General features: G+C 58.2%; 13 protein-coding genes and 1 pseudogene. 5 read left to right on the top strand and 9 right to left on the bottom strand.

What is annotated here, in order from left to right; genetic code table 11:
• The first annotated feature begins 17 nt into the window (after positions 1-17).
• From ACYVIS_RS02710 to ACYVIS_RS02695, 4 genes are all read left to right on the top strand, one after another.
• The gene (locus ACYVIS_RS02710) at positions 18-1,121 is read left to right on the top strand and encodes an ABC transporter ATP-binding protein (protein ID WP_232744315.1); all 1,104 of its coding nucleotides are present in this window, start codon (positions 18-20) and stop codon (positions 1,119-1,121) included.
• Positions 1,122-1,159: 38 nt separating this feature from the next.
• Positions 1,160-2,206: an ABC transporter substrate-binding protein gene (locus ACYVIS_RS02705; protein WP_232744316.1), complete on the top strand. Its 1,047-nt coding sequence runs from the start codon at positions 1,160-1,162 to the stop codon at positions 2,204-2,206.
• Positions 2,207-2,282: 76 nt separating this feature from the next.
• Positions 2,283-3,539 (top strand): ABC transporter permease, encoded by a 1,257-nt coding sequence (locus ACYVIS_RS02700; RefSeq protein WP_460873205.1) that lies wholly within the window; start codon positions 2,283-2,285, stop codon positions 3,537-3,539.
• Between the two features lies 1 nt (position 3,540).
• Positions 3,541-4,401, top strand: coding sequence for an ABC transporter permease (locus ACYVIS_RS02695; protein WP_232744318.1), 861 nt, complete (start codon positions 3,541-3,543; stop codon positions 4,399-4,401).
• A gap of 7 nt (positions 4,402-4,408) precedes the next feature.
• On the opposite strand, the gene ACYVIS_RS02690 is transcribed toward ACYVIS_RS02695, so the two are convergent.
• From ACYVIS_RS02690 to ACYVIS_RS02665, 6 genes and pseudogenes are all read right to left on the bottom strand, one after another.
• A complete protein-coding gene (locus ACYVIS_RS02690; RefSeq protein ID WP_232744781.1) occupies positions 4,409-4,564 on the bottom strand; it encodes a hypothetical protein in 156 nt (51 codons plus the stop codon).
• Positions 4,542-4,688 (bottom strand): annotated as a pseudogene (locus ACYVIS_RS02685) (dihydroxy-acid dehydratase domain-containing protein); the annotation flags it as partial. The pseudogene ACYVIS_RS02685 and the gene ACYVIS_RS02690, both read right to left, overlap by 23 nt.
• Positions 4,633-4,773 carry a hypothetical protein gene (locus ACYVIS_RS02680; RefSeq protein WP_232744782.1) on the bottom strand — a complete coding sequence of 47 codons (141 nt, stop codon included), beginning with the start codon at positions 4,771-4,773 and terminating at the stop codon, positions 4,633-4,635. The gene ACYVIS_RS02680 and the pseudogene ACYVIS_RS02685, both read right to left, overlap by 56 nt.
• Positions 4,770-5,831 (bottom strand): mannonate dehydratase, encoded by a 1,062-nt coding sequence (locus ACYVIS_RS02675; RefSeq protein WP_460873204.1) that lies wholly within the window; start codon positions 5,829-5,831, stop codon positions 4,770-4,772. The genes ACYVIS_RS02680 and ACYVIS_RS02675 overlap by 4 nt, the downstream gene beginning before the upstream one ends.
• A gap of 13 nt (positions 5,832-5,844) precedes the next feature.
• On the bottom strand, positions 5,845-6,297 hold the full coding sequence (locus ACYVIS_RS02670) for a nuclear transport factor 2 family protein (RefSeq protein WP_460873203.1): 453 nt from the start codon (positions 6,295-6,297) through the stop codon (positions 5,845-5,847).
• The gene (locus ACYVIS_RS02665) at positions 6,290-7,081 is read right to left on the bottom strand and encodes a ribonuclease activity regulator RraA (protein WP_460873202.1); all 792 of its coding nucleotides are present in this window, start codon (positions 7,079-7,081) and stop codon (positions 6,290-6,292) included. The genes ACYVIS_RS02670 and ACYVIS_RS02665 overlap by 8 nt, the downstream gene beginning before the upstream one ends.
• Before the next feature lie 151 nt (positions 7,082-7,232).
• Here ACYVIS_RS02665 and ACYVIS_RS02660 point away from each other — a divergent pair, with 151 nt between their 5' ends.
• On the top strand, positions 7,233-8,258 hold the full coding sequence (locus tag ACYVIS_RS02660) for a LacI family DNA-binding transcriptional regulator (protein WP_460873201.1): 1,026 nt from the start codon (positions 7,233-7,235) through the stop codon (positions 8,256-8,258).
• A gap of 37 nt (positions 8,259-8,295) precedes the next feature.
• On the opposite strand, the gene ACYVIS_RS02655 is transcribed toward ACYVIS_RS02660, so the two are convergent.
• The 3 genes from ACYVIS_RS02655 to lpdA form a co-directional block, all read right to left on the bottom strand.
• Positions 8,296-9,630 carry a tryptophan--tRNA ligase gene (locus ACYVIS_RS02655; protein WP_232744323.1) on the bottom strand — a complete coding sequence of 445 codons (1,335 nt, stop codon included), beginning with the start codon at positions 9,628-9,630 and terminating at the stop codon, positions 8,296-8,298.
• Between the two features lie 70 nt (positions 9,631-9,700).
• Complete coding sequence (gene zapE, locus ACYVIS_RS02650; RefSeq protein ID WP_460873200.1) at positions 9,701-10,792, bottom strand: cell division protein ZapE; 1,092 nt, start codon at positions 10,790-10,792, stop codon at positions 9,701-9,703.
• 89 nt (positions 10,793-10,881) lie between these two features.
• The gene (gene lpdA, locus ACYVIS_RS02645; protein WP_232744325.1) at positions 10,882-12,309 is read right to left on the bottom strand and encodes a dihydrolipoyl dehydrogenase; all 1,428 of its coding nucleotides are present in this window, start codon (positions 12,307-12,309) and stop codon (positions 10,882-10,884) included.
• Positions 12,310-12,314: the final 5 nt, after the last annotated feature.

Raw genomic sequence — 12,314 nt, 5'->3', positions numbered from 1 at the left:
GCGAGTGCGAAACTATTTTGGCTCAAACAAATCCAGAACCCCTAGTCAGCTTCCAGAGCGTCCAGAAGTCCTATGACGGCGTGAACCTCGTCGTCAAAAACCTGGACCTGGACATCTATCCAGGAGAGTTCCTGTCCCTGCTGGGGCCCTCTGGCTCAGGCAAGACTACGTGCCTGATGATGTTAGCCGGCTTCGAATTTCCGACCAGCGGCGATATTTTTCTGGATCGGCAGCGCCTCAACAATGTACCGCCGCACAAGCGCAACATAGGCATGGTTTTCCAGAACTATGCCCTGTTTCCGCACATGACCGTTGAGAAAAACCTCGAGTACCCTCTCAATGTGCGCAAGGTCCCCGCGGCCCAGCGGGCCAGCCGCATCGACGACGCCCTGTCTATGGTGCAAATGAATGCCTTCGCCAAGCGCTACCCGGCCCAGTTGTCGGGTGGCCAGCAGCAACGCATTGCCCTGGCGCGCGCCCTGGTATTCGAACCCAAGCTGGTGCTCATGGACGAGCCCCTGGGCGCATTGGACAAACAGCTGCGGGAACATATGCAGCTGGAGCTCAAGGCCCTGCACAAGAAGCTGGGCATCACATTCGTCTACGTCACTCACGATCAAAGCGAAGCCCTGACCATGTCGGATCGCGTCGCCGTTTTCGACCAGGGGATCATCCAGCAAATATCGCCTGTGAATACACTGTACGAGTCGCCTTGCAACCGATTTGTGGCCGGATTCGTCGGTGACTGCAATCAGTTCGAAGGCGTAGTCCAGGCAAGCTCCGATGGCCGCTGTGTCGTGCATCTGGGCAATGGCACGGCCATTACCGGACTCAACATCGGCCAGGCACAGGTTGGCGCGCCCTGCATAGTTGCGATGCGACCGGAACGGATACGCATTGTCAGCGGCCAGGCCAGTCCGGACACCAACCTGATCCGCGCCACGGCGCTCGATCAGGTTTATTTTGGAGATCACGTGCGGCTGCGATGCAGCATTCCGCAAGCCTCTCCCTTTTTTGTCAAGCTACCGCTCAGTGACAGTAGCTCGATTCAATCCGTTGCCGCCGGCAGCGACATTCTGCTCCACGTCCCTCCCGAGCACGTCCGAGCATTCACTCCCTAGTTCTTCCCATTCCAATTTAAAAACCACGGAGACAACTTATGAATACCCATAAAATACTGTGCGCCCTGAGCCTGGCATCGGCCATGATGGCCCTGGGTTCCGGCGTGGCCAGCGCGCGCGATCTCACCGTCGTCAATTTCGGCGGCGCCAACGGCGATGCCCAGGACGCCGCGTTCATCAAGCCGCTGGAAAAACAGACCGGCAAAAAAATCATCACCGTTGCCTATAACGGCGAACAGGCCAAAGTCAAAGCCATGGTCGAAACTCACAATGTCGTGTGGGATGCCGTTGAAGTCGAAACCGGAGATCTGGGCCGCGGCTGCGATGAAGGCCTGTACGAAAAGCTCGACTGGTCAAAAATAGGCAACAAGGCGGACTACGTGCCGGAAGCCATACGCGACTGCGGCGTGGGGGCCTTCGTATGGTCGACCGCCTTGGCCTACAACGCCAAAACCCTGAAAACAGCGCCTAAAAGCTGGGCCGATTTCTGGGACGTGAAAAAATTCCCCGGCAAACGCGGCATGCGCAAAGGCGCCCACTACAACCTGGAATTCGCTCTGATGGCGGACGGCGTCGCCCCCAAGGATGTCTACAAAGTACTAAGCACGCCCGAAGGCGTAGACCGCGCTTTCAAGAAGCTCGACCAGCTAAAGCCCAACATTCAGTGGTGGGAAGCAGGCGCGCAACCTCCGCAAATGCTGGCTGCCGGCGACGTGGTCATGTCTACGGCCTATAACGGCCGCATCGACGCCGCGCAACGTGAAGGACAACCGCTGCAGGTCGTCTGGAACCAGAGCATCTACGACCTGGACTACTGGGTCATCCCCACCGGCACACCCAACAAGGCGGCCGCTGAAAAATTCATCAGCTTCGCCACGTCCACCGGACCTCAAATTGCCTACGCCCAGCATATTGCCTACGGACCCGTAAACAAACAGGCCATCGGCAAACTCGACTCCAAGACCCTGGCCAATCTGCCCAACTCGCCCGAAAACGGCAAGAACGCCTTGTTCTCCGACAATTCGTTCTGGACCGACCATGGCGAAGAACTGGATCAGCGCTTCACCGCCTGGGCGGCCCGCTAGGACCTGACCGTCTCTTAAAAACCTGGCGTTCCTCTTGCCGTTCGCGGCGGGAGACGCCATCCAGGCAAACTCAGCGATGACAGCGACGATTACAAACAACGATGCGCATGCAATCAGGCATGCCATGCGGGCCGCCGAACGCAAACGGAAATGGCGCGCGTTCTTTCTGGTCGCCCCCCTGGCCCTGTTCCTGCTGGTCATTTTCGTCATACCTATCGGCGCCCTGCTCCAGCGCGCCGTCGAAAATCCGGAAGTCATCGCCACACTGCCCAAAACCCTGGAAACGCTAAAGGGCTGGGACGGCAGCACTGCCCCGAGCGATGCCGCCTATGCCGCGCTGGCGGCAGACCTGGGCAAGGCCAAAGGATCAAGCGCCGCCGGCGGCCTCGCCCGCAGGCTCAATTACGAGATCCCGGGCTACCGTTCTCTGATTTTCAAAACCATACGCCGCATGCCTCTGACAAGGCCGGACGGCAAGACACTGAGCGACGCGGATATCCGCACCCGTCTCATCCAGATCGACAAACACTGGTCGGAGCTGCCATTTTGGCAGGCGATCGCCAGCAACAATACGGCGTATTCTCCGTACTACCTGCTCGCTTCTCTCGACCTGAAACAAAACGCCAAGGGCGATATCGTCAGGGCTCCGGCGGGCACATCGGCATTCCTGGATATATTCGGCCGCACATTCCTGATCAGCGCCGTGGTAACCATACTGACACTGATCCTGGGCTTCCCGCTGGCCTACTGGATCACGACACTGTCCAAACGCCGGGCAAACCTGGTCATCATCTGCATACTGATCCCCTTCTGGACCTCGGTGCTGGTGCGTATTGCCGCCTGGATCGTGCTGTTGCAGCGCCAGGGCCTCGTCAACAAGGCGCTTATAAGCACAGGCATTACCGATGCCCCCATCGCCTTGCTGTTCAACCGGGTCGGTGTATATATCGCCATGACCCACATCTTGCTGCCCTTTATGATCCTGCCCATATTCAGCGTGATGCAGTCCGTACCCAATACCTGTCAGCGCGCGGCGATTTCCCTGGGCAGTCATCCCTTCGCGGCATTCTGGCGCGTGTATGTGCCGCAAACCTATCCAGGCATAGGCGCCGGAACGCTCCTGGTCTTCATCATCGCCATCGGCTACTACATCACCCCCGCCCTGCTGGGCGGAGCCAGCGACCAGATGATCAGCTACTACGTTGCCTACTTCACCAATCAAACCATCAACTGGGGCATGGCCAGCGCGCTGGGCTTCATCCTGCTGATCGGCACATTGCTGCTGTACTCGCTATACCGCAGGCTGTCGGGCCGGGAACTGGGGCTAGGCTGACATGGAAAAAATCCGCTCTCTCAAATTCCCGCCCTACACATCCAGGGTGGAGCGTGCGTGGCACTACGGCCATCGCCTGATTTGCCTGCTGATCCTGGTTTTCCTGCTGCTGCCCATACTGGTGATGATTCCGCTGTCTTTCAGCGACAGCACATTGCTGCTCTACCCCATCCAGTCGTTCTCGTTCAAATGGTATAGCGCACTGTTTCATTCGGACGACTGGATCCGCGCCGCCAAAAACAGTTTTATCGTTGCGCCATCGGCCACGCTGATCGCCACCGTGCTGGGCACGCTGGCCGCCGCCGGCCTGCACCGTATCGAATTTCACGGCAAGGGATTGCTCATGGCAGTCCTGATTTCACCCATGATCGTTCCGCTAGTGGTGGTGGGCGTCGGGATCTATCTGTTTTTTGCACCTTACGGGCTTGTCAACAACTACAGCGGGCTGATTCTGGCGCATGCGGCGCTCGGTGCTCCTTTTGTTCTCACCACCGTCACGGCCACCCTGCAAGGCTTCAACGATAATCTGATACGAGCCAGCTACAGCCTGGGCGCCAATCCGCTGCGCACGTTTTTCAAAATCACACTGCCCATTATTGCGCCTGGCGTGATCGCCGGCGCCCTGTTTGCATTTGCCACGTCCTTCGATGAAATCGTGGTAACCCTTTTTCTGGCAGGGCCCGAGCAGGCTACCCTGCCGCGCCAGATGTTCACCGGCATACGCGAAAACATCAGCCCCATCATCGCCGCCGTGGCCACCATACTGATCATCTTCTCGACCGCCCTGCTGCTCACCCTGGAGTGGTTGCGCGGACGCGCCCAGGCCAAGACCGTCGCCAGCGGCGGCACTCCAGGGCACTGATAAAGCGTCAATAGATATCGGGGTCCGGAATATCGCCCGCCCGGGCCAGCAGTTCAAAATCACACCCCAGATTGGCCTGGCTGACTTGCTGGGCAAACAAGGCTCCATAGCCACGCGCATACTTCGGCGCGGGCGGAGCCCAGGCCCAGGACTTCGGCGGCACTGGTCATGGCCGAGGCCGTGCCCATCGTCATGCAATGACCCGGCGAACGCGAAATGCCCTGCTCTATTTCACCCCACTGTTGTGCAGTGATGTTGCCAGCCCGCAATTCCGTCCAATATTTGAATTTGCGCCAGGCGCGACCGGTGGCCAAAGGTGCGCATGCCTTCGGCGGCCAGCCAGCGGGCGCTTCTGAGCGGGGTATTTTTCATGGCTGGTGCGCGCTCGCCTGCAGCAAGGCCTTGGTGTAGCCCAGCGCAAAAGACATGAAACGCTCGCGATTGGGATCCTGGTCGGACACCGGTACATGATCCGGGCACAGCGGCCCCTGATACCCGACGCGCCGGTAGTTCAACAATGCCTGGTACATGTCGACATCGCCCTCGTCAGGGAACACTTCGGAAAAATCAAGGTAGCCCCCCTTGATATTGCGGAAATGAACCATGAATATGCGTTTGCCGAATCGCTCTATGGCTTCCATGACGGCGGCATGCGGGTCGGCCGACATCTCGGCCACCGTACCCTGGCAAAAATTCAAACCGTGAACCGGGCTGGAGCTTAGCGCCAGAAAACGCGCAATGCCGTCGAGCGAACCCATGACGTGCTCGACGCCATTCAGCCCGCCGACGGGATAGGCCGGGTCATGCGGATGACAGGCCAGTTTGACGCCCACTTCCTGCGCCACCGGAACCAGCCCGGATACCAGGAATTCGATGGCTTTCCAGCCATCGGCTTGGCTCACTTCGGGAACCTGGCGCGCCATTTGCTGCCCGCACAAGAGACTGGAATCCGCGCCTCCCTCTTCCTGGTTCGAGGGATAGCCTACTCCCCAGTACGAAAACTGACGGTCCGCATCCGGCGAGTACTCGCTCAGGCTGAAACTGGAATAACGGCATCCGCCACGCCCTTCGCGCAAGGCCGTGCGGGTAATGCCGACCATCTGCACGTTGTACTTGAGGCAGGGGATCCCCGCCGCCGCCGCGATACGGATATTGTCCTGCAACACCTCCAGGTGCCGTTGAGCGGCCTCCCTGTCCACCAGAGACGTCAGCAGTATCGACCCCACATCCAGGGCAAAGACATCGATCTTCAAACCGAAACTTTCGATCCATTGGCGATAGGCCGTCAGCTTGTCTTTATTCCATCGGCCATCGTCCGATGCCAGCAGCTCGGTGCCGCGATTGTCGATAACCACTCTTTCCACGCCCAACTGGGCGGAAAGACGCAGGCGATTGGCATCGGGGTTGATCAACTGTTCTGAAATATACATAGTGTCTACTTTCTTATGCCTTGGGCTTCAGGTGATAGCCGCGTCCGCCATAATCGAAATCCACCAATTCGCAGATCGGCGCGCCGGGATCGGCCGCCGAGGCATAGTACGCGCGGATTTCCTTGATCAGTCCGCTGGCTTCATCGAAGACATACCATTCGTCGCCCCGCAGGGCTGTGTGCCTGGCCGTTTTCCAGTGTGTCCATTCGATCACCGCTTCGGGCTCTGTGGACGAGCACAACACTTTTTCTATGGTCCAGCGAGACCCCAGGTTTTCAACGCACCATACCCACTTGCGGGCAATGACGTCGGCTCCGCGCCAGGGAATTTCAGGCAAGCCGGGCGGGAAATAATGCACGGCATCCGGAGTAAAACAAGCGATCAGCGCCTGGTAGTCGGCCGCATTGCAGGCATCGAAATAGCGGCGTATGGCCGCTTCCATGAATTGAGGAGTGAGCTTAGCCACTGATTTTCTCCGCGCGGATATCAACCGCCCTGGCGGGGTCGGAACCCTGCTTGATCCATGCCTGATAGTCGGCCCGCGTTTGATCGTTGGGTGGGTACAGGCCATATAGTTTTTCGCCCGCCGCCATCCGTATCGCCAGGTAGGCCTCGAAAGCATCCTGCTTTTCGCCGTCGTCGGCCAGTTGCGCGGCCAGATGACGGGGAATCACGGTAATCCCGTCGCCATCGCCCACAATGATATCGCCAGGATATACGGCCACCTCGGCGCAACTGATGGGAACCTGCAAATCGGCCGCATGATGGTATGACAAACGAGTCGACGCCGTGACCTCGCGGGCATAGGCCGGAATCGCCATTCGGGAAATTTCCTGACCGTCGCGCAAAGACCCATCAGTGACTATGCCCGCCACGCCCTTGATCATCATGTGCGTCAGCAGCATATTGCCGGCCGACGCCGCACGCGTGTCATTGCGGCTATCGATGACCAGCACCTGGCCGGGGCCGATTTGATCGACCGCATCCCATTGCAGATTATCCGGATTCGAAAAAGGAGTGAGGGTCGCGTAGGTGTCGATATCTTCACGGGTGGGAATGAAGCGCATGGTATACGCCTCGCCGGCGAATTTCGCACAATTCGGATTGAGCGGTTTCAGCCCCACCAGAAAGCATTGCTTCAGGCCATGCTTGAACAATTGGGTTGTCAGCGTACCGCTGCTGATGTTCTTGAGCCGCTCTATGACCTGCGAAGATACAGGTACCGGTTTCCTGCCATGTGGTGCGCCCAACTCTCTCTCCTGGAAATTGCCATCTAATTAAAAATGAAAGCGCTTTCATATTCAAAGATTTAAAAATCCATAGATATGGAAGCGCTTTCATTAAATCATGTTTGCGGCTACCATGTCAATATTCCACACCCTACTTTCTGCGAAAAACACTGTGCGCAACACCCCCCCCAAACCCAGAGCCGGCGCGGCATCCACCAACCGCATGGAAGACGTGGCCCTCGAGGCCCAGGTCGCGCTGGTTACTGTCTCCCGCGCCATCAACCATCCTTCGCAGCTTGCTCCCAGGACACTGGAAAAAGTACAGGCCGCCATACAGAAACTGGGCTATGTGCCCAATTTGACGGCCGGCAGCCTGGCCTCGGCTAAAACCCGCATCATCGCCGCCGTCGTCCCCACCATATCGAATTCTTTTTTTTCGGAAACCATCGAGGCCCTGGCCAATACGCTCGACCAGCACGGCTACCAATTGCTGCTGGGTCAAACCTTTTATCGAGAGGCCAATGAAACCAAAATCGTCGAGGCATTCCTGGGGCGCCGGGTCGACGGCATCGTGCTGACCGGCATACATCACGAAAAAACGCTGGTGGAACGGCTCAAGGCTTCAGGCATCCCTGTGGTCGAAATGTGGGAGCACGGCCCCCATCCCATCGATATGCTGGTGGGGTTTTCGAATTTCGACGCAGGCCGCGCCGCGGCCCGTTTCCTGATAGCCAGGGGCTACAGGCAGCTCGGTTATCTGGGCGGCTACGAACATCGATCGCAGCAACGCTTGCAGGGACTGCGCCAGGAAGCAGGGCAACATACCAATGTATCGGTTCACGCCATAGAAACGGCATCACCCTCGCCCATCGAAAACGGTGTCGCCAGCCTGCTTGAATTAAAGAAACAGGCCCCCGGCCTCGACGCTGTTTTTTGCAGCAACGACATGCTGGCGGCCAGCGCCATCTACGAGTGCGCGCGCCAGAACTGGAAAGTTCCCGGCGATATCGCGATCATGGGCTTTGCCGATCTGCCTATCGCCAGCGCCTGCCATCCGCGGCTCACCACCATACGCGTGCACCGCAAGGCAATGGGAGAATCCACCGCCCGATTGCTGCTCGACCGTCTGCAAGGCCGTCCAATTGCCTCGATGGCCCAGGACCTGGGCTTTGATGTAATCGAGCGTGAAAGCGCCTAGGAAACGAAGACGCAGGACCCCGCCCCTGCACCACCTCTTATTCCGCATCCAGTTCGCGCAGCGCTTCGCGCAGTTGCGGCAATTGGCTTGCGACAAGGCGGCCAACCACGGCATTCTCGATGCGCAGGCTGACAACTCCTTCGTGCTCGGTGAATAGCTCGTCCAGGATTCCGGACCGCAAGGCCTGAATCGCCTGCCCCGATTGACGGGGGTTGGCAAAAGGCTCGGACAACAAAAGCTCCTGGCCATCGGCTGCCAGCAAACGAAAGCGAAAATCACCCGCCTCATCGCGGAAGCTGACAAACCGGGCTTTCTTACCGCCCGACTTTTCTTTTGCCTTGCCTTTTGCAACGGTTTTTGCGGCCTGGCGCAGCCCCACGGCTTCACGCAACTCGGCCATCAGCGGCGCCGACAATTTGCGCGCCTTGGCGGCCCCTTCCTGCAATATCGATTCAATGCGTTCGGGCTGCGACATCAATTCGATATAGCGCAAACGCATGGGCGCGAGTTCCCGCTCAAGGCGTTCGCACAGCATTTGCTTGGCGTCGCCCCATCCCAGCCCTTCTTCAAGCAGTCGGCGAAAATCGGCGGACTCGTCAGGCGCCGCAAAAGCGCGATATATCGTATAAAGATGCGAGCCCTCGGCATCCTTGGGCTCACCCGGCTGGCGCGAATCCGTGACAATCCGCATGACGGCGGCACGCAAGGCTTTGGCGCCGCCCTCGAACAAGGGAATGGTGTTGTCATAGCTTTTGGACATCTTCCGCCCGTCAAGCCCTGGAAGGGTCGCCACGTCTTCCTCGATCTGAACCTCCGGCAAGACGAAATACTCTTTGCCGCCGCCGTACAAATGGTTGAAGCGCTGAGCAATATCGCGCGTCATCTCCAGATGCTGGATCTGATCCCGGCCCACAGGCACCTTATTGGCGTTGAACATGAGAATATCGGCAGCCATGAGGATGGGATAGGAAAACAGCCCCATCGTGATCCCGTCGTCGGGTTCAAGCTGCTTGAGCTCATTCTGATCGACCGAGGCCTTGTAGGCATGTGCACGATTCATGAGCCCTTTGGGGGTCACGCAGGTCAGCATCCAGCACAGTTCGGGAATTTCAGGGATGTCGGACTGGCGATAAAACGTGACTTTATCGGTATCGAGCCCGGCCGCAATCCAGGTGGCGGCAATTTCCAGGCGTGAACGGGCGATGCGTTCGGGATCGTCGCATTTGATCAGGGCGTGATAATCGGCCATGAAATAAAAAGCATCGACCTCGGGCTGCGCGCTGGCCCGGATCGACGGGCGGATTGCCCCGGCGTAATTGCCCAGATGCGGAGTTCCGGATGTCGTAATGCCTGTCAATACACGGGTATTCATAAGTCGTGGTCTGCTGGAAGGTGGTAATGGATAGAAAATCCCTGGGCCCTGATCGCCGACACTGCGGAGATCAAAGAGTGACGGCCGCCCTGCGCTCCGACTCCAGGTATTCGCGGGACTGCATCTCCATGATACGGGAAACGGTACGGTGAAATTCGTTGGCCAAAGCACCGTGGGTATATAGCTCGTCGGGTTTGCACTCGGCCGAAATGATGAGCTTGATTTTGTGATCATAAAACACGTCGATCAGCCAGGTAAACCGCCGTGCTTCCGAAGAGTGCCGCGGCCCCATGCAGGGTACGCCCGAAAGAATCACGGTATGAAACCGGCTGGCCATGTCGAGGTAATCGATTTGCGAACGGGGGCCGCCGCATAATGTGACGAAATCAAACCATACAATGCTGCCGCTCAGGGCAATGGCCCTGATCTCGCGACCTTCGATCGTCAACACCGGATCTTGCGGCGCCGTATCCGACAGCCGCTCGAAAGCGGCTCGCAACTCGCCGTCGGTATTGTCGGTAATGGGCGTCATGTACACACGCAGCTGTTGAAGGGCAAGACGGCGGTAATCGACTCCCGCATCGACATTAAGTATATCCATGCGATCCTGGATCAGTTTGATCGCGGGCAAAAGCCGATCGCGCTGCAAGCCATCCGGATACAGGGTCGACGGCTCGTAATTCGAAGTCATGACAAAGGAGGTGCCCAGTTCGAACAGCTTGCGCAAAAGACGATAGAGAATCATCGCATCGGCAATATCCGATACGTGGAACTCGTCGAAGCAAATCAGGCGATAGCGCCGGGCAACGCGGCGCGCCACTTCGTCAAGAGGATCCTGCTGGCCCTTGACCTCCCCGAGCTCGCGATGCACCCCGCGCATGAACTCGTGAAAATGCAGGCGTGTCTTGCGTTTGACCGGGACCGTAAGATAGAACGCGTCCATCAGGAAGCTCTTGCCGCGACCCACTCCGCCCCACAGGTATATGCCGCGAGGAACATCGGGCCGATTGAAGATCTTCTTCAGACCGTTGGAGCGAGCCTGCTTGAAAGCCAGCCAGTCATCGAAGTAGCGCTGCAAGCGGTCGACGGCGGCCAATTGGGCTGCGTCGGGTTGATAGCTGCGCTCCACAAGCGCCTTCTGATAATACTCGCGAACATTCATAAAAAAACCGGACTCGCAGAAACGAAAAAAGGGGCGGTCAGGCGCCCGCCCCTTTTAAAAAGCGCATGCTTGCGCCGCGCGCAATAGGCTTAAAAATTCAGCGCACGCTTGTCGACAGCCAGCGCAGCCTCTTTGAGGGCCTCGGACAAGGTCGGATGAGCATGGCAGATTCGGGCTATATCTTCAGCCGCACCGCGGAACTCCATGATGGTGACAGCTTCGGCAATCAGTTCGGAGGCCATTGGCCCGACGATATGCACACCCAGGACTTCATCGGTGCTGGCGTCGGCCAGTACCTTGGCAAATCCGGTCGTGTCTCCCAAGGCGCGAGCGCGGCCATTAGCCAGAAACGGGAAACTTCCGGCCTTGTATTGGCGGCCTTCCGTTTTCAACTGCTGTTCGGTTTTGCCCACCCAGGCGATCTCGGGCGAAGTGTAAATAACCCAGGGTATGGTATCGAAGTTGACATGTCCGTGCTGCCCGGCAATGCGTTCCGCCACGGCCACACCTTCCTCTTCGGCCTTGTGCGCCAGCATGGGGCCACGAACCACATCACCCACGGCCCACACATTGGGCAAATTGGTTTTGCAGTCGGCGTCGACCAGCACAAAGCCGCGCTCATCGAGCTTGAGCCCGACGGTTTCGACACCCAGTCCCTGAGTGTTGGGTACACGGCCAATCGAAACGATGAGCTTGTCGACCACCAGTTTATGCTCGGCGCCGGCAGCATCGGTGTAGGGAATAGTGATGCTCTTGGCCGCAGCCTTGACTTCACCAATCTTGACACCGGTTTGTATGACAAGGCCTTGCTTGGCGAATGCCTTTTGGGCTTCTTTGGCAACCTGCTGATCGGCCGCGGCGAGAAAATCGGGCATGGCTTCGAGTATGGTGACCTCGGCGCCCAGACGGCGCCAGACGCTGCCCATTTCAAGACCGATCACACCGGCGCCAATCACGCCGAGTTTTTTGGGAACGGAAGGAATGCTGAGCGCGCCATCGTTGGACACGACCTGTTTTTCGTCGAAAGGCAGTCCGGGCAAGGCGCGCGCGGACGAACCCGTCGCCACGATCACGTGCCTGGCCACCAGATCTTCATCCGAGGTGCCGGAGACCTTGATCGACCAGCCTCCGTCGACCTGCGCCACAAATGAACCGGTGCCGTGAAAGAACGTTATCTTGTTCTTTTTGAACAAGTACATAATGCCGTCGTTGTTTTGCTTGACGACATTGTTCTTGCGGCCAAGCAGCGTATCGAGCTTAAGCCCGACTTCTTTGATCTCGATGCCGTGCTCGGCAAAATGATGGTTGGCCTGCTCGTAATGCTCGGACGACTGCAGCAAAGCCTTGGATGGAATGCAACCGACATTGGTGCAAGTCCCGCCCGGTGCCGGTTTTCCGTCGGCGGTGCTCCAGGCGTCGATGCATGCAACGGTCATGCCCAATTGAGCGGCGCGAATCGCAGCAACATACCCGCCGGGCCCAGCGCCAATAACGACAGCGTCGAATTGTTTAGCCATTTTTT

Source organism: Paralcaligenes ginsengisoli (assembly GCF_054781135.1).
Note: the sequence above shows the minus strand (reverse complement) of the source record. Positions and strands in the feature narration are given on the sequence as shown.

Excerpts from the sequence above, each read along its gene's own strand:
- zapE (WP_460873200.1), bottom strand. The coding sequence starts at position 10,792 with ATGAATGTTCGCGAGTATTATCAGAAGGCGCTTGTGGAGCGCAGCTAT.
- ACYVIS_RS02695 (WP_232744318.1), top strand. The coding sequence starts at position 3,541 with ATGGAAAAAATCCGCTCTCTCAAATTCCCGCCCTACACATCCAGGGTG.
- ACYVIS_RS02675 (WP_460873204.1), bottom strand. The coding sequence starts at position 5,831 with ATGTATATTTCAGAACAGTTGATCAACCCCGATGCCAATCGCCTGCGT.
- ACYVIS_RS02705 (WP_232744316.1), top strand. The coding sequence starts at position 1,160 with ATGAATACCCATAAAATACTGTGCGCCCTGAGCCTGGCATCGGCCATG.
- ACYVIS_RS02680 (WP_232744782.1), bottom strand. The coding sequence starts at position 4,773 with ATGAAAAATACCCCGCTCAGAAGCGCCCGCTGGCTGGCCGCCGAAGGC.
- ACYVIS_RS02700 (WP_460873205.1), top strand. The coding sequence starts at position 2,283 with ATGACAGCGACGATTACAAACAACGATGCGCATGCAATCAGGCATGCC.
- ACYVIS_RS02655 (WP_232744323.1), bottom strand. The coding sequence starts at position 9,630 with ATGAATACCCGTGTATTGACAGGCATTACGACATCCGGAACTCCGCAT.
- lpdA (WP_232744325.1), bottom strand. The coding sequence starts at position 12,309 with ATGGCTAAACAATTCGACGCTGTCGTTATTGGCGCTGGGCCCGGCGGG.